This is a genomic window from Hyphobacterium sp. CCMP332, assembly GCA_014323545.1.
In the GTDB taxonomy this organism is placed as follows: domain Bacteria; phylum Bacteroidota; class Bacteroidia; order Cytophagales; family CCMP332; genus CCMP332.
Genome location: CP058647.1, coordinates 3,065,639 through 3,083,027, shown reverse-complemented (window position 1 = coordinate 3,083,027; position 17,389 = coordinate 3,065,639). Strand labels below are relative to the sequence as shown.

Here is a 17,389-nt window from a genome sequence, read left to right as displayed (position 1 = left end):
TTCAATCAAAATGATTTTTTTTGTAATGGCTGAGCTTTTCCAATTCCTGAGAACTTCCCAGCACAATCATGGTCTGCCCTTCAATTAATGATTTTCCTGCTTGTGGATTTAGAGTAAAACCAAACTGATCCTTGATGGCAATTACGGTCGCGCCCGTTTTTTTACGAATATCCAGTTCGCCTATGCTTTTATTTCTCCATTCATCTTTTAATTGATAATAGTTAATATTATCAAGTCGCAAGGAATCCTGCCCTATTCCATTCATCATTTCAATAAATTCCACAACATCGGGTTTAGTCACAAGTGTGGCCATATGCCTTCCTCCCACCGCATCGGGCATAACCACTTTATTGGCTCCGGCTCTTATGAGTTTGCTTTCAGATGTTTCTTCCGAAGCCCGTGAAATTATATTGACACTAGGATTCAATTGACGCGCGGTTAAGGTTACAAACACGTTATCCGAATCTTTAGGCATGGTAGAAATCAATGCTCTGGCATTTTCAATTCCTGCATTTTTCAAAGTTTCATCGTGAGTTGCATCTCCTTTGATAAAGAAAATTTCAGGGTTATTTTTTAACTCTTCATTTTCAATAACGTTTTCATTGCTGTCGATAATAACAACGGTATGTTTTCCTGCAAGCAATTCTTCACAAGCCTTGCTTCCATTTCTACCAAAACCGCAGACGATCACATGTCCTTTTAAATTCCTCATTTTTCGCAGAATTTTATAATTAGTGAGCATTTGCCTAATCTCACCCTCAAATACATAGGTCGAAATTACAGAAAGTATGTAGGCAAAAATACCCAGATTGAAAAAAATATATACAGCCGTAAACATTCTTCCGGCTTGTGAAAGAGGTTGAACTTCTTTGTACCCCACCGTAGAGATCGTAATAACCGTCATATAAAATGCATCGCTGAGATTATACCCCTCAATAAGCATAAATCCCAGAATCCCGGTTGTTAAGCTTGCAATCACTACTATAATAGCTGTCACAAGTTTAAAATAATTGTATCGTCGTATTATCATTAGGAAATCACATTACCCAATTCACCTGATATATGTTTCTCGATTTTTTTAAGCTCATTAAAATATTTTAAAACTTTCATATAGTTTTCCTCAGCTTCCCCGCTTTCACTCATTTTTTTGAGTTCATATCTAGCCGATTCCTTTAATTCTCTGACTTTGTTCCATTTCAACCGATGAATGTCTGAGTATAATTTATTTACTAAATCATGATCGGCAGGTGGAACAAAAATATTTTGCTTTTCCCAATTATCGCTAACAGAATACTTTTCTGAAATGATATTTATCACAGTTTCTCTTAATTCTTCAAATTCTTCATTGTTTAAAAAATCCTTCACTTCCGGAAACGCTTCTTTATCCTCAAATTGTTTATAAACCTGGAGTACCTTGTTATATTTTTGATTTTTAAATTCAACATCTGAAATAGAATTGAGAAGGTATTTACCAAGACTAACATTGTCGGGCTCTATAAAAATATTGGAAAAGTTTAAGAGGTATTTGAGCACCTCCATCTCATTGATTTCAGACTCCGTTTCTCTTTTAATATTAACTTTTTGCTTTACATCATCATGTGGAGTGGATAGCTCCGAATCTCTTGCGTTTTGTTGAGAATAACCTTTTTTGTACTTATCTCTGTTTTGATTGAATACTTTTTTGTTGTATTCGGAGACCAGTACCTGTTCATCAATATCCAGTAATTCACTACATGCTTTAAAATATACCGAACGAGTGATGGCATCGGGTATCAAAGCAATAATTTCTACTATTTCGCGGATAAGTTCAGCTTTTTTAAATGGTTCTCCCTGTATTGATTCAAGTTGAACCTTTGTTTTGAAGCTGAGGAAATCCTGCTTATTTCGGGTCAGGAAGTCTTTAAAATCAACACCGCCTTTTTGCTTGACAAATGAATCCGGATCCATCCCTTCGGGAAGGGTTACTACTTTTAAATTCATCCCTGCCTTAAGCACCAATCGCAAACCTCTTTCAGAAGCCTTAAGTCCGGCTTCATCCCCATCAAAAATCAGAGTGATATTTTTAGTGAATCGACGAATGACCTTTACCTGTTCTTCAGTAAGCGACGTGCCGCTTGATGCAATAACATTTTCTATTCCGGCCTGATTTAGCGATATAACATCTGTATAACCTTCAACCAGGATGCATTCATCTTCATTGCGTATGGCATTTTTAGCAAAATAAAATCCATAGAGCTCTTTGCTTTTATTATAAACAGGTGTCTCCGGTGAGTTGATGTATTTGGGTTGATTTTTATCATTACCCAAAATTCTCGCACCAAAACCAATTACTTTCCCAATCAAGTTGTGGATAGGAAATATTACCCTTCCACGATAGCGATCGTAAACCTTTCCATCTTTTACAATAATTAAACCGGCTTTTTCTAGGATTTCTCTTGAAAATTGTTTGGATTCGGCTTCCTTGAGAAATGTATCCCAATTTGTTTGTGAATATCCCAACTCAAATTTTTCAATTGTTTGAGATGTAAACCCGCGTTCTTTAAAATAGGAAAGCCCAATCGCCTTGCCACTTTCAGAATTCTTTAATTGATTAATAAAGTAATCTCTAGCGAAATTCAAAGCAATGTGCAAACTTTCGATTTCACTTGCCTTTTGTTTTTCTTCGTGACTGGGTTCGCTTTCCTCTAATTCAATGCCGTATTTTTTGGCTAAATATCTTATGGCTTCAAGATAGCTTAGCCGTTCATGCTCCATAATAAAGGTGATAGAATCTCCGGCTTTCCCTGAACTGAAATCCTTGAATATTCCCTTGCCCGGAGAAACCGAAAACGATGGCGTTTTTTCATCCTGAAATGGTGAAAGACCAAACCAATTCTGCCCTTTTTTCTTCAGATTGACAAAATCGCCGATAACATCAAGAATATCAACGACTTCCTTTACTTTGCGAATGGAATCCTGACTTATGGCCATAGAGTATTCAAAGATAGTGTTTGATTGATAATCTCATATAGCTTTTTTGTGGATTAAAATCAATATTTTTGAAACCAATTGAATGCTTAATTGCTTAGAAGCATATGAACGTATCAAAAGAAAAAATTCTCAAAGCCCTCTCAAGAGTAATTGATCCGGACTTAAAGAAAGATCTGGTTTCCTTAAATATGATTCAGGATGTTAATTTCAGTACTAATGAAATTTCCTTTACCGTTATGCTTACAACTCCGGCCTGTCCATTAAAGGAAATGATCCGAAAAAGCTGCGTTGAGGAACTTCAAAAAGATTTTGGAAGCGAGATAGAACTCAATATTACTATGAGTTCTAATGTAACAAGTACGCGATTAAACGATGCTCCATTACTTCCCAATGTAAAAAATATAATCGCTGTTGCCAGTGGTAAGGGGGGGGTTGGCAAGTCTACGGTAAGTGCAAATCTGGCAGTTGCGCTTGCTCAGCAAGGTGCAAAAGTAGGATTGATCGATGCTGATATCTTCGGGCCCTCTCAACCCACCATGTTTGGATGTGAAGATCAAAAACCGGGCATTGTTGAAGAAGATGGAAAAAATAAAATTATCCCTATTTCCAGATACGGGGTTAAACTCATTTCAATTGGTTTTCTTACACCTGCTGATTCTGCCATCGTCTGGAGAGGACCTATGGCGAGCTCAGCCTTAAAACAATTTTTTAGTGATTGCGACTGGGGTCCTTTGGATTATTTAATAATTGACCTGCCTCCTGGAACAAGTGATATTCATCTCACATTAGTGCAAAGTATACCTGTTACAGGCGCTCTTATAGTGACTACCCCGCAAAAGGTTGCCTTAGCTGATGCACAAAAAGGTCTCGCTATGTTTCAGCAGGAACAAATTAATGTGCCTGTACTAGGGATCGTTGAGAATATGGCTTATTTTACTCCTGAGGAATTGCCTGAAAATAAGTATTTTATATTTGGTAAAAACGGAGGAGTGAATTTATCTGAAAAAAATAATGTTCCTTTCCTGGGTCAAATTCCACTTGTGCAAAGCATTCGTGAAAGTGGTGATAGTGGAAAACCTGTGATGGAGCAAGTAGATGGTGCAACTAAAGATTCATTTTTAGAAATATCCAGTAACTTGGCTCGACAGGTGGCCATACGAAATGCAAATCACGAAAAAACAAAAATAGTAGAAATGAAAATGTGATGAAGAATGGTGGATATGCTTGAAAGAATTGAAAAGGCACTTGATACGGTACGACCCTATTTAAACAAAGACGGTGGAGATGTTAAAGTAGTAGAAATCAAACACAACGTGCTTGTAATCGAATTTGAGGGAAATTGCAGTTCCTGTACAATGTCCAATATGACTCTCAAAGCGGGAATAGAAGAATCTGTTATAAAGGCTGTACCTGAAATTAAGTACGTCAAAGCCCTTAATTTACCCGTTAAATAAAATACTTATACAAATTACCCTTTTTCTCCTTATTTAGAATAATTATATAATTAAAACTATGATCAAAAATATACTTACAATAATCCTTTCGCTAATCGTACTTACTTCAATTGCCCAGCAGAGTATGAATATGACGGAGGTCTCTAATTTTTATCCGAGTAATGTCACACCCGGCAATCCTGAACAATTCAATGATATTTGGGGCTATGTGGCACCAGATGGTAGAGAATATGCCATTTTCGGTAGCGTTTCCGGTACTTATTTTATTGATGTTACTAATGCGGCAAGTCCAATGGAAATTGATTATTTTCCAGGTGGAGGCACCGGAATATGGAGGGATTTTAAAACCTATAAGCATTATGCATTCGGTGTGGCCGATGTGACATCGGGTAATACTTTGCAAATTTTTGACCTGCAATACCTGCCCGATTCTGTGGTGAAAGTCTATGATGACAATACTTTTAGTTCAAATTGTCATAATATTCACGTGAACAATGATCGCTTATATCTTATAAGCAACACAAGAGGTGGTTCGTATTATCCTTTGGATGTTTTATGTATTGAGGACCCGGAGAACCCATACCTTATTGGAGGGATTCGAAATGGAATAAATGTAAGTGGAAATTATTCGACTTCTCATGATGCATTTGTTCATGACGATACTGTTTATCTTTCTGTTTATTTCAATAATACAGGTAATGATGGCCTACATGTATTTGACATGACCGATCCGGAAAATCCTGATTTAATCGGTTCAATTCAGAATTACCCTGTTGCGGGAATTAATCATGCATCATGGATGAGTTCAGACGGAACGCATCTCATTATGGCAGATGAAACTCTGACAAGTCCTATAAAAATGGTCGATATTACTGATTTAACCAATATGCAGGCCATAAGTACTTTTGCTCCAAACCCCGGTGCAATTGCACATAATCCATTTATCAAAGATTGCCTTGCCATTATTTCATACTATCATGAAGGTGTACAGATTTACGATGTGTCCAATCCTTCATCTCCCACGAGGGTTGGCTATTTTGACACAGATACAACTATAGGCAATGGAAATTACAGTCCCAATTATCGCGGTTGCTGGGGCGTATATCCTTATCTACCATCTGGAAATATAATTGCGGCTGACAGAAAAAACGGATTGTTTGTTTTAACCTATGATGGTACTTACCCTAACTGTAGCGGAGATTTCGACAAAGTTGTTGAAGTGGATACATCTAAATATTGTGAGGATACCGTGACTACAGTTGCCCTAAATAATTTCAGCGCAAATAATATTGAAATTTATCCTAACCCGTCCAAAGGTATTTTTCATGTAATAAGCGATCAAAATGTCATTAATGAAATTGTTGTATACGATATTCGTGGACTGGAAATTGCAAGGGTAAAATCAAATATCTACAGAAGAGACATACAACTGGATCTCAGTTCTGAGGAAAGTGGTATTTATTTTGTTCACTTATTTTTTAACGAAGGTGAAAAAAGGATGAAAATATTTAAGGAATAAAAAGGATAAACCGGAATTGCTCCGGTTTTTCTATTTTCGTCAAAATTTCAATACAATAATTAAATGACACGCAGAATTAATTCAATAAAATTAACATGACAAGATTAATAAGCTTAATATTTCTAGTAGGATTCTCAGTGAGTAGTTTTGCTCAACAGGGTATGAACATGACGGAGTTATCCGTGTTCTTTCCATCAAATTTAACACCCGGAAACAGTCAGTTTAATGATTGTTGGGGATACGCAGCACCTGATGGTCGCGAATATGGAATTTTGGGCCATGCTGCAGGAACTTATTTCGCAGATATTACAGATCCAGCCAATCCGGTGGAAATTGATTATTTTCCAGGCGGTAACTCTACCATTTGGAGAGATTACAAAACCTATAAACATTATGCCTTTGGAGTTTCCGATGGTTTTGGAGGGGGCTCTCTTCAAATTTGGGATCTTCAATATCTTCCCGATTCAATAGTTGAGGTTTACAATTCCACAGCATTTTCCTCAAATGTGCACAATATTTTCGTAAATGATGATCGCTTGTATTTAGTAAGCAATAATAGAGGTGGTTCTTCTTTTCCATTGGACATTCTGTGTATTGAAGACCCTGAAAATCCCTATTTAATTGGAGGAATTAGAAACGGCGTCAATGTGCCTTCTCCTTTGAGTTCTCACGATGCTTTTGTAAGAGGCGATACAGTTTATTTATCAGCAGCAGGCGATGGTTTGCAGGTCTTTGATTTTGCAGATGCTGAAAACCCAGTATTTATAGGTTCTATAGAAAATTATCCGGGAAAAGGATATAATCATTCATCATGGATGAGTACGGACGGCATGCACATGGTAATGGCCGACGAAACCGGAGGCAGTCCTTTGAAAATTATTGATATCAGTGATCTCAGCAATATTCAAACCGTAAGCACTTTCCCGGCCAACCCGCCAAGCAATCTCATTCCTCATAATCCATTTGTGAAAAATTGCATTGCTTTTGTTTCGTATTATCACCTTGGTGTCCAGGTTTATGATATTTCTGTTCCGGCGAGTCCAACTCAAGTTGCCTATTTTGATACCGACACGACTACCAGCGGTGGATTTGACGGATGTTGGGGAGTATATCCATATTTGCCATCGGGAAATATTATTGCTTCCGATCAAAAGAAGGGGCTATATGTTTTGAGTTATGACAGTACTTTTCCATGTGCACCTGGAATCTACGATGATGTTTATGAAGTAGATACAAGTAAATATTGCGAAGACACCACTACTAGCCCTGTGTCATTGAGGGAATTAACAGCCGAAAGTATCAGTATTTTTCCTAACCCTACGGAGGGTGTTTTTCATCTTATATCAGATCAAAATATTATTACTGAAGTTGTAGTTTACGATGTCCGAGGTAAAGCTATTCTTAGGAGGAATTTAGTCAGTTTTGAACGTGATATAATTCTGGACTTGACCAATGAGGAGTCTGGCGTCTACTTTGTCAATGTCCATTCAAATGGGGGGCAAAAAAGACTCAAGCTCTTTAAAAAATAAGGCATTAATAAAAACCGGTCATTGTGCCGGTTTTTTTATTTACAGTATCTTGGCTTTACTATCTTTGCCGCAATGAAAATTGGAATTTTCTTCGGAGGACAATCCCGTGAGAGAGAAGTATCTTTTGCTGGCGGGAGAACGGTATTCGATAATCTCGATAAGAATTTATTTGAGGTCGTTCCGATATTTGTGGACAGCCTTGGTAATTTTATATTGCTTGATTGGCAACACATTTATAAAGGCACCATTCGGGATTTTTACCCGCCATCACAATTTGATTATAAAAGCAAGCATCCTTTTCAGATTTATATAGAGTCTCTTGATTTTAATGAATCCTCAATTGAAGAAGTCATAGGATCAGTTGGAAAGAAAATACAACCTGAGGATTTTAAATCATTATTCGAATTTGCTTTTCTAGCATTGCATGGGCCTCAGGGGAGGACCGGTGCGATCCAGGGATTGCTTGAATGGTATCAAATACCATATTCGGGTTCAGGGCTTCTGCCCTCATCCATTGGCATCAATAAAATTGTTCAGAAACGAATTTTTCAGGATTCTCAGGAATTACATCCAAGACATGCCATAATTGATAAAGCGAATTGGGATAAGACAAAACGAAAAGAACTATTTAAAAAAATTACCCGGGAAATAGGAAAGGACATTGTGGTAAAGGCACCACATCAGGGATCTAGCATTGGAGTTTCAATATTAAAAAATGCAGAATTTTCTCAATTTGAAATTGCAGTTGAAAAAGCCTTATTCAGAGAAAAATTTATTCTCGGGAAATATAAAAGCCTTAGCGAAGAGGAAAAAGTAAGAACTATCAATGCGATAGCTGACATCCGAACGGGAATAGGATTTCCATTAAAAATAGTTGATAAAATAATTATTCACCCGGAAGAGTTATTTGAATATCTGAATTCGAGTCCTGAAACTGAACTTCTTCTTGAAAGTCTAATTTCTGAAGATAGCATTCTTGTTGAATCCTTTATCGACGGAGAGGAGTTCAGTTGCATTGTAATTGAAGATGAAAACAGTAGGGCAATTGCCTTACCTCCTACTCAGATTTTAAAACCGAGCGATATATATGATTATCGGGCAAAATATCTACCGGGAATAAGTCGGAAGATTACCCCAATTGATCTTCCTGTCAATCAAATTCAAGCTATTAGGAAAGCCTGTGAAAAGTTGTACACCAACTTAAATTGTGATGTCTATGCACGATTGGATGGCTTCATCTCCGAGAAAGGTATTTATCTGAATGACCCCAATACTACTTCGGGAATGCTTCCTTCCTCATTCTTTTTTCATCAGGCGGCAGAAATAGGACTTAACCCATCTCAATTCCTTACATTTATTATACGAACTTCCCTTAGATCCAGATTAAAAACAGGAAAACTTCCCATCCACTATTATAATCTTTTGCAAAACCTGGATGATAAAATTGCCAAATTCAATCGCGAAGAACAAAAAAAGGAAAAGGTTGCAGTTATAATGGGTGGTTTTTCATCTGAACGACATATTTCTGTGGAAAGTGGAAGGAATATTTACGAAAAGCTATCATCGTCAAAGGAGCATTTGCCTTCTCCTCTATTCCTGACAGGTAATTTGGACAATCACGAACTTTATGAAATCCCGATTAACATTATGCTCAAGGATAATGCTGATGATATCAGGGATAAAATATTGAATTTCAAGATTCACCCCATACTTGATGAAATAAAAAAAGAATGCAAAGCCATTACGGATAAATACACCGGTAACTTAATTAGCGAGCCAATAAAAATTAATTACGATGAATTGGCTTTAAAATTTAATTCCGTTTTCATAGCCTTGCACGGACGCCCGGGTGAAGACGGCACAGTTCAAAGAGAACTTGCAAAAAGAAATGTCCCTTATAATGGTTCACAACCTGATAGTTCAGAAATAACTATTAATAAATTTCAAACCAATGAAATTTTAAAGGATAAAGGTTTTTACGTTGCGGAACATCGATTTGTATTAAAAAATGATTGGCAAAAAAATCAGGAGGATTTCATATTATCCGTTGAAAAAGAATTTGAATACCCATTTATTGCCAAGCCTGCAGATGACGGTTGTAGCTCGGCAGTTACTAAAATAAAGAACCGATCAATGCTGAATGCTTATTCCTTATTGATCTTTAGGGATTCTGATATCCTGGATCATAAGGCATGTGAGGTTTTGGGGATAAGTGTAAAAGAAGAATTTCCTGCAAAACAGGGATTTGTGATTGAAACGCTGATTACAATGGGAGATGCTGACCATTTTCTCGAAATTACAGGAGGACTTCTTACTCATCATGATCAAAATGGCAATACCATCATCGAGATGTTTGAACCATCAGAAGCATTGGCCACCGGGGATGTTTTAAGTCTGGAAGAAAAATTTCTGGCAGGGGAAGGACAAAACATTACTCCTGCGCGTTTCGATAGAAATCCTAAATTAAATAAAAGTATTTCAGATAAAGTAAAAGAAGTTTTAAAGCAAGTGGCTGAAACTCTTGACATCCAGGGCTATGCCAGAATAGATGCTTTTGTGAAAATTTACAAACCAGATAAAGTCAAAGTATATATCATTGAAATTAATTCATTGCCCGGAATGACCCCTGCCACTTGTATTTTCCATCAAAGTGCAATAAGTAAATACACTCCGCTTGCGTTTATAAGTGAAATTTTAAAATACGGTAAGAACAGGAATAAAAATTTATCTTAATAGCATGACAAGTAATAATCCTTTGATACGTATTTTAATTCACTTGGGAATTGTCCTGTTGATATGTGCTGTATTTTTAGTTGGTTTTTTTTACATATACCTGCCTGTAACTACAAAGCACGGTGAAAGTATTACTGTCCCCGATCTTCAGGGAATGCAATATTCGGATGCAGAAGAGTTTCTGGAGAAGCGCAATTTGAGATTGGAAATATTTGATTCCACTTTTATAGTAGATATTGAACCAGGAACAATTATTTCTCAAAATCCCGCGCCTATGGTGAATGTTAAAGAAAATCGTAAAATATATATAACAGTCACCCCAAAATACGCCCCAAAAATTAAGTTTCCAGATGTTATTGACGTTTCCGCCGAAATGGTGGAAAAAATATTGAAAAACAATGGATTAAATTTGGGTAAGATCAGATATCGGCCCGATTTGGCCGCCAATGCAGTTTTGGAAGCACAACTAAATGGTGTTAAAGTAGAAGCCGGAGATTCCATATACAAAGGAAGCACAATTGATATAATTGTTGGAGATGGAAAAGGAACCGATCGTTTTATTGTACCAAAATTGGCCGGTTTAAGTCTTGAAGAAGCAGAATATACCATTCTGGGTTCCGGTTTGAAACTTGGAATAATTGAGTACGTTGAAACAGACACTGTAGATTTGGGCTATGTCATTAGAAGTAGGCCAAGTCATGAAAACAGACAAATTGTGCGATTAGGTGATGAGATAAATTTGTGGGTTTCGGGTAATAACGTAGATAATGAAACGTTTGAAGGAGATAGCTTGTTGATGGATCCGGAGATAGAATGAAATACCATATAAGCCTCATATTCCTTTTTTGCTCAACACTTCTCTTTGCCCAATTAGAAATTTCAGGCCTTCATCAACAAAGATTAAGTGAAGTTCAGAATGCCAAAAGAATCAATCAAAGCGCGGATACACTGGCTATTCCTTTTTTTGATGATTTTTCACAATATACCGGCAATCCCGATACATTACGTTGGGAACCCGGAAGTGGGGCTTTTGTAAGCATTGGTTTGGGAATATTTCCGCCAAGTAAGGGCGTATTGAGTTTTGATGGTTTGAATGAATTTGGAAACCCGTATGATTTCAGATCCAACTTTCCAAAAGGTACAGCTGATGTATTAAACTCAGCGCCCATAGACCTTTCCCCTTGGGGTCCCAATGAAGATATTTCTTTAAGTTTTTTTTGGCAGCAGACCGGATTGGGAGAAGCTCCGGACCAGAGACAGGGTGATTCCTTAATCGTTGAATTTAAAATTGCAGACACAGACAGTACTTTCAAATGGAAAGTGGTTTGGGGTGTAGAAGCTTCGGATTCCTTGCCAAATGATACATTACTCTTTGCTCAAATTAACCTGGAAGATGTTGCATATTTTTACAATTCATTTCAATTCAGAATTCGCAACAGAGGTACACTTTCAGGTAATTATGACAATTGGATTATTGATTATGTTGTTTTAAATAGAAATGGAGTCAATGGGCCTAGATTTCCACAAGATCGAACCATTCAAACCGATGAACAAAGGGTGTTTAAAGACTATACTTCCATTCCTGTTGAACAAATAAATACGGATTCGTTATCTGATTATTTTATGGATAGCAGTGAATTTTATGTTCGAACATTGTTGAATGCTCAAAGTGTTTTTGCTGTACAAGGATTCATTACTGAAGAAAATACAAATGCCCTAATTCAAGACGATACAATTATCGGTGGTTTAATAAATCAGGGTGAAATCAAAACCGGAATAAGCTTCACAGATAAGGCTGAGATTGATGCATTCCCTATTGATAAAAGTCAAAAATATATTTTCAAAAAATCCTATATTCTTATTGATCACAGCGATACTATTTATGAAGGCATAGACAGAAGAGTGAATGATTCAACAGAGTTTGTAGGACATTTGGCAGAATACTACGCCTATGATGATGCCACTCCCGAATTAGGTGCGGGTATTCGAACCCCCTTTGGTAAAGTCGCAATAGAATATGGCCTTTACGCTCAAGATACTATGACAGGCCTGGATATAATGTTTATTCCCGGTGAAAGTAGCATTACCAGTACACAAATCGGAATAAGAATATGGTCGGATTTACAAAAAGATGTTGACCCGATTATCTATGGACAAGATATAGTAGGCGGCTACGGACAGGGAAAGTACTCGTTTTTCAGAGTCAATTTTGATAGCGCTGTTATCGTTAGTGATACTATATATATTGGCTGGGTTCAATTTGACAAAACTTTCTTAAATGTTGGCTATGATATGAACAATAGATTCAATGAGAAAATTTACACCAAAGTAGATCCCGATGATGGCTGGGTTAATGAAGCGGATTTTGAATTTCCGGGGGCATTAATGATTCGGCCAATATTTGATACGGTCAATGCTCCTATTGCTAAAGGCAGCCAGTTAGAGAAAAAACAAGATGAAGAAACGGTGGAAAATCAGTACGAAGTTTCTATTGCTCCCAATCCGGCTCAGGGTTTTATAAGTATTGTTGGAGAATGTGATGAATATTTTATATATGATTTGAATGGCAGGATTGCTGTTAATGGAAACAGATTAAATAGTGGTGATAAAATCGATCTTTCAAAATTGCCAAATGGAAGCTATATTGTTAAGTTTGTGAATGATGGAATGTTGAAAAACAAACGATTACAAATATTCAAGTAAAATGGATATCAATCCGGAAGAACTCAACAAGAAAATTAATCTTAAAGATTCTGAAATTGTCATTATCGATGTACGCGAAGATTGGGAGTACGAAGAAAATCATATCGCCCCTTATAATATTCCCCTCTACTCTATCCCTAAGCGTCTGAATGAATTTAAACAATGGAAAAATAAAAAAATCATCGTTCATTGTAATTCAGGCAAAAGAAGTGTTCAGGCACAAAAATTCTTGAGATCACAAGGAATTGTAAATGTTTACAATCTTACCGGTGGGCTTGACAATTTTTATAAAGTGGTAAAGATTAATCCTTCTTAGTAAACAGGTATTTCAAACACAAATGGTTTGGGAGTAAAGCAAAGAATAAAGATGATCAGGCAAATCCATCCTAATAATTTTCTCGCTGGTGACAAAGGCCTCTGATCCAATGCTCCGGGGTGGTAGACACCCAAAAATCTTCCCAATATAAAAGCAAAGAACAACCAGCCCTGATAACCTTCAATACCCGGAATCAAAAAACTCAATAAAAACTGGATTGAAAAAGTCCCGACGGCAAGAAGTATAACATCCATTCGTTTTGGGGACACTTTGGCAAAGATGAAATAATATAGTCCGAGCTGTAATGGGATAGTTATTAATAATTCCTGTGTTGGTAAAAATGGTGTTGTCCAACCCAATCCTGCATAAAAGACAAAAATGATAAACAAGATTGCAGAAATAATTCGACTGTTTTTTGTGCCAAATAATCCGAAAGTGATATGCCCGCCATCCAATTGGCCAATGGGCAAAAGATTCAATGCAGTAAAAAACAATGTTAAATAACCGGCAAATATGATTGGGTAATGAATCATTTCATAACCGTTTGGAATTTTGCTTGGATCATCTACCAGCAAATTTTCAAGAATTATAAACATTAGATTTTTACCAACCCTGAAAACACCAAAGTCCATGTCTTTGTATACATATTGTGCATAATCCCTTCCGTACTTGGCATATTCAGGATTGTATTTAAATAAGTATTCAAGCTCCGGTAAATGGGTAAATCCGTAAACCAGCACTACAAGTGCCACAACAAAACCTGCCAGTGGTCCTGCGATTCCCACATCAAAATACTTTTTTCGAGATAAAATAGTTTGCTTAATTCGTATCAACGCGCCCATGGAACCAAAAGAAAGGCCAAAACCCAACCAAAGAGGTATATAATATGGAAGAGTCGTTCGGATGTTATGATAGCGTGCGGTAAAATAATGACCGAATTCATGGAATGATAAAACACCCAAAAATACTACTGAATACCTAAGTCCCTGATAGATATTCTCTTTTGACCACCAGTTTATTTCCCTCTCTGAATCACTTAAAAGTAGCAATGAACCGTTGACCCATTCCATTCCTGCGATAGTAGCTGTAATAAATGATATTATAAAAAGACCTACATGAATTGCAATGGTCTTTGGACTAAATTCTTCCATTAAAATACTGTTCAATTGTATTGTCAGAGTCAATTAAAACTGAATTAAAACCCAATTCTTTTGCCACCTGGTGGTTTCTTTCATTATCGTCAAAATATAGAACAGATTCCGCTGTTAATTGATTTTCGTTGAGGATTATTTCCCAGGCTCTCGGTTCAGGTTTTCTTGTTTTAAGAAGATGGCTGTAATAGGTTTTATCCATCAAATTTTCTAAACTATCAAATTCGGAGATCAATGATAATTTTGAATTTAATTCATTGATGTGGATTTCATTTGTATTTGAAAGACACATAACGCTATAATTTTCTTTTAGTGTTTTGATCAATTCAATTCTCTTCAAAGGAATATCAAGTAACATAGCATTCCAGGCATTGTCAATTTCAGCATTTTCGAAATCATTATTAAAAACTCGACAAAACCAATTCCTAAACCCTTCGGAGTCCATCTTTCCGGTTTCAATACGTTGTACAAGCTCTTCCTTTCTCATCAAATGGTTTAGTTCCTCAAAACTTCTGCCGGTTAATTCTGCAAAAGCCTTTACTGATTTCTTCCAATCTATATCGATAATTACACCACCTAAGTCAAATAAGATAAGCCTTATGTTTTTTGATATATTCATAATTATTAAAAATGCTTTCTAATTAGGCATTGTTGCATTTTTTAATTGCGAATATCAATCTTTTAGTTTAAAGATTTTAAAAATATAAATGTTGAACCCGGATTAAATTTTAAGTGTGTCCAGCTGAAAAGGAATGTTCTAACTACTTTCTGATGTTATATTAATAAGTAATTTTAGTTTAAATAAAAATTCTAAATGGACGCATTACATATCATTGAGCAATTGGATAAAAATCAAGGATTATTTAAAAGCCTTTTCGCTTCTATTTCCGGTGATTTGGTGCATTGGCGACCATCTCCGGAAAAATGGAACCTGGTTGAAATAGTCTGTCATTTATGCGATGAAGAAAGAGAAGATTTTCGTGCGAGATTAGAAAGCATACTTGAGAATCCAAACAATCCATTTACTCCGATAGATCCTCAAAACTGGGTTAAAGAAAGAAATTATGATAAACAGGATTTTAAATTAAAAGCAAAGGAATTTTTATCCGAAAGAAAACAATCAATCGATTGGCTAAGAGCCATTAAAAATCCGAAATGGACAAATACCTATAAACACCCTAAACTTGGAGATATGAGTGCCTGGTATGTATTAAATAACTGGCTCGCTCATGATTACTTACATACTCGACAGATCATAAGGTATAAATATCAATATATAGAGAATAATTACCACCCCGATTTAAATTATGCTGGTAACTGGTAAGCAATGAAGAAAGGCTTAATCAGTATTCTTCTCCCTTTCAAAAATTCAGAACTTTATTTTAAAGACTGCCTTGACAGCATAATTGACCAATCTGAAGATCAGTGGGAATTAATTGCCATAAACGATCATTCCGAAGATAAATCGATGGCAATAGTTCAGGATTACTCTTATAGGGACGGGCGAATAAAACTTCTAGAAAATACGGGAAAGGGAATCATTGACGCCTTAAATACAGCTTACTCAAATTCGCAAGGAGAATTTATCCATCGAATGGATTCTGATGACATTATGCCAAAAAGAAAGTTGGAAGTATTAAAAAATCTTTTGCACAAAAAAGGAAAAGGATATGTAAGTACAGGAATGGTAAAATATTTTTCGGAAGATGACATTTCCGATGGATACAAAAAATATCAATCATGGCTCAACGATATCAATCTAAAAGGCATTCAATGGGAAAATATATATAAGGAGTGTGTGATTGCTTCTCCGGCCTGGATGATATATCGCAATGATTTTGAAAATTGCGGAGCCTTTCGGTCAGAATTGTTTCCTGAAGATTACGATCTTGTGTTCCGCATGCATAAATCCGCATTAAAAGTTATCTCAAGCCCAGAGACTATTCATCTCTGGAGAGAACATAAAGCAAGAACAAGCCGAAACAATAAGCATTACCAGCAAAAAGCTTTTTTTAATTTGAAAGTCCATCATTTTTTAAAAAATGAGATTCGAAACGAAAACCTAATAGTGTTTGCAAGTGGTCTAAAAGCCAAAATATTGGGCCAAATTTTATTAGAGCATAAAGTTCAGTTTGAAATAATTAGCCAAAACAAGGAGAAATCGAAATTGGATATAAAAAAGGAGATTGATGAACTTTTGAAAGACAGAACAAATTCAAAATATATAGTTGCCATCGAAAGTAAGGATGCCAAAATGCAATTAAAAAGTCTGTTTTCAGATTTTAACAAAAAAGAAAATGTCGATTACTTTAATTTTAGTTAATCCCGGGCAAAAGTATTTTTTATGGTACATGGCATTGTTAATAAATGTGATTTAGCTAATATTGCAGTCCAATTAGAAATAAGGCAAATTTGCCTGTTTCGGGGCCCTTAGCTCAGTTGGTTAGAGCACCTGACTCATAATCAGGTGGTCGCTGGTTCGAGCCCAGCAGGGCCCACCTCCTTCCGCCATAACCTTTGATATGGCGGATTTTTTTATTCTTTGCGCCGAAATCGGTTGACACTCAATTCAGAATCATTTTCAAGGGTTAAATTCAATTCCATATTTAAAAAAACTTTTGATTGAGCCAAGAAGCCCAGCGTGCCCTGAAGGCATGAAATGACCTTCATGGGCAGGGCCCACCTCCTTCCGCCATAACCTTTGATATGGCGGATTTTTTTATTCTTTGCGCCGAAATCGGTTGACACTCAATTCAGAATCATTTTCAAGGGTTAAATTCAATTCCATATTTAAAAAAACTTTTGATTGAGCCAAGAAGCCCAGCATGCCCTGAAGGCATGAAATGACCTTCATGGGCAGGGCCCACTTTGTTTCAATCTAAAATAAGGTTATACACATCCACTCGATTTTAAATTTTTTAAGGTGGGGCGAGAAGCTTGTCCCGAATGAGTGAAACGAATTTCGGTAGCCCATTTTCTTCAATTAAAAATTATGAATTGTCTATTGAGACTTT

At 36.4% G+C, this 17,389-nt stretch carries 14 protein-coding genes and 1 tRNA gene; 11 read left to right on the top strand and 4 right to left on the bottom strand.

What is annotated here, in order from left to right; translation table 11 throughout:
* Window position 1: 1 nt before the first annotated feature.
* A complete protein-coding gene (locus HZR84_13600) occupies window positions 2-985 on the bottom strand; it encodes an NAD-binding protein (protein ID QNL23271.1) in 984 nt (327 codons plus the stop codon).
* A 44-nt stretch (window positions 986-1,029) separates the two neighbouring features.
* On the bottom strand, window positions 1,030-2,970 hold the full coding sequence (locus HZR84_13595) for a DNA primase (protein QNL22929.1): 1,941 nt from the start codon (window positions 2,968-2,970) through the stop codon (window positions 1,030-1,032).
* Between the two features lie 104 nt (window positions 2,971-3,074).
* Here HZR84_13595 and HZR84_13590 point away from each other — a divergent pair, with 104 nt between their 5' ends.
* The 8 genes from HZR84_13590 (at window position 3,075) to HZR84_13555 (ending at window position 13,224) form a co-directional block, all read left to right on the top strand.
* Entirely contained in the window at window positions 3,075-4,175 is a 1,101-nt protein-coding gene (locus HZR84_13590; GenBank protein ID QNL22928.1) for an Mrp/NBP35 family ATP-binding protein, read from the top strand.
* Window positions 4,176-4,181: 6 nt separating this feature from the next.
* Window positions 4,182-4,424, top strand: coding sequence for a NifU family protein (locus HZR84_13585; protein QNL22927.1), 243 nt, complete (start codon window positions 4,182-4,184; stop codon window positions 4,422-4,424).
* Between the two features lie 58 nt (window positions 4,425-4,482).
* Window positions 4,483-5,943 carry a choice-of-anchor B family protein gene (locus HZR84_13580; protein QNL22926.1) on the top strand — a complete coding sequence of 487 codons (1,461 nt, stop codon included), beginning with the start codon at window positions 4,483-4,485 and terminating at the stop codon, window positions 5,941-5,943.
* A 95-nt stretch (window positions 5,944-6,038) separates the two neighbouring features.
* Window positions 6,039-7,472, top strand: coding sequence for a choice-of-anchor B family protein (locus tag HZR84_13575; protein QNL22925.1), 1,434 nt, complete (start codon window positions 6,039-6,041; stop codon window positions 7,470-7,472).
* 72 nt (window positions 7,473-7,544) lie between these two features.
* Entirely contained in the window at window positions 7,545-10,205 is a 2,661-nt protein-coding gene (locus tag HZR84_13570) for a D-alanine--D-alanine ligase (GenBank protein ID QNL22924.1), read from the top strand.
* A 4-nt stretch (window positions 10,206-10,209) separates the two neighbouring features.
* The gene (locus HZR84_13565; GenBank protein ID QNL22923.1) at window positions 10,210-11,022 is read left to right on the top strand and encodes a PASTA domain-containing protein; all 813 of its coding nucleotides are present in this window, start codon (window positions 10,210-10,212) and stop codon (window positions 11,020-11,022) included.
* A complete protein-coding gene (locus tag HZR84_13560) occupies window positions 11,019-12,908 on the top strand; it encodes a T9SS type A sorting domain-containing protein (GenBank protein ID QNL22922.1) in 1,890 nt (629 codons plus the stop codon). The genes HZR84_13565 and HZR84_13560 overlap by 4 nt, the downstream gene beginning before the upstream one ends.
* A 1-nt stretch (window position 12,909) precedes the next feature.
* Window positions 12,910-13,224, top strand: coding sequence for a rhodanese-like domain-containing protein (locus HZR84_13555; GenBank protein ID QNL22921.1), 315 nt, complete (start codon window positions 12,910-12,912; stop codon window positions 13,222-13,224).
* Here the strand turns inward: HZR84_13555 and HZR84_13550 are convergent.
* Together HZR84_13550 and HZR84_13545 are read right to left on the bottom strand one after the other, a co-directional pair.
* Window positions 13,221-14,375: a site-2 protease family protein gene (locus HZR84_13550; protein QNL22920.1), complete on the bottom strand. Its 1,155-nt coding sequence runs from the start codon at window positions 14,373-14,375 to the stop codon at window positions 13,221-13,223. The genes HZR84_13555 and HZR84_13550 overlap by 4 nt on opposite strands.
* Window positions 14,362-14,994, bottom strand: a complete 633-nt coding sequence (locus tag HZR84_13545) for an HAD family phosphatase (protein ID QNL22919.1) — start codon at window positions 14,992-14,994, stop codon at window positions 14,362-14,364. The genes HZR84_13550 and HZR84_13545 overlap by 14 nt, the downstream gene beginning before the upstream one ends.
* A gap of 195 nt (window positions 14,995-15,189) precedes the next feature.
* Here HZR84_13545 and HZR84_13540 point away from each other — a divergent pair, with 195 nt between their 5' ends.
* From HZR84_13540 to HZR84_13530, 3 genes are all read left to right on the top strand, one after another.
* Window positions 15,190-15,699: a DinB family protein gene (locus HZR84_13540; GenBank protein QNL22918.1), complete on the top strand. Its 510-nt coding sequence runs from the start codon at window positions 15,190-15,192 to the stop codon at window positions 15,697-15,699.
* 3 nt (window positions 15,700-15,702) lie between these two features.
* On the top strand, window positions 15,703-16,698 hold the full coding sequence (locus tag HZR84_13535; protein QNL22917.1) for a glycosyltransferase family 2 protein: 996 nt from the start codon (window positions 15,703-15,705) through the stop codon (window positions 16,696-16,698).
* 101 nt (window positions 16,699-16,799) lie between these two features.
* Window positions 16,800-16,873: transfer RNA gene (locus HZR84_13530), tRNA-Ile, on the top strand.
* Window positions 16,874-17,389 lie beyond the last annotated feature (516 nt).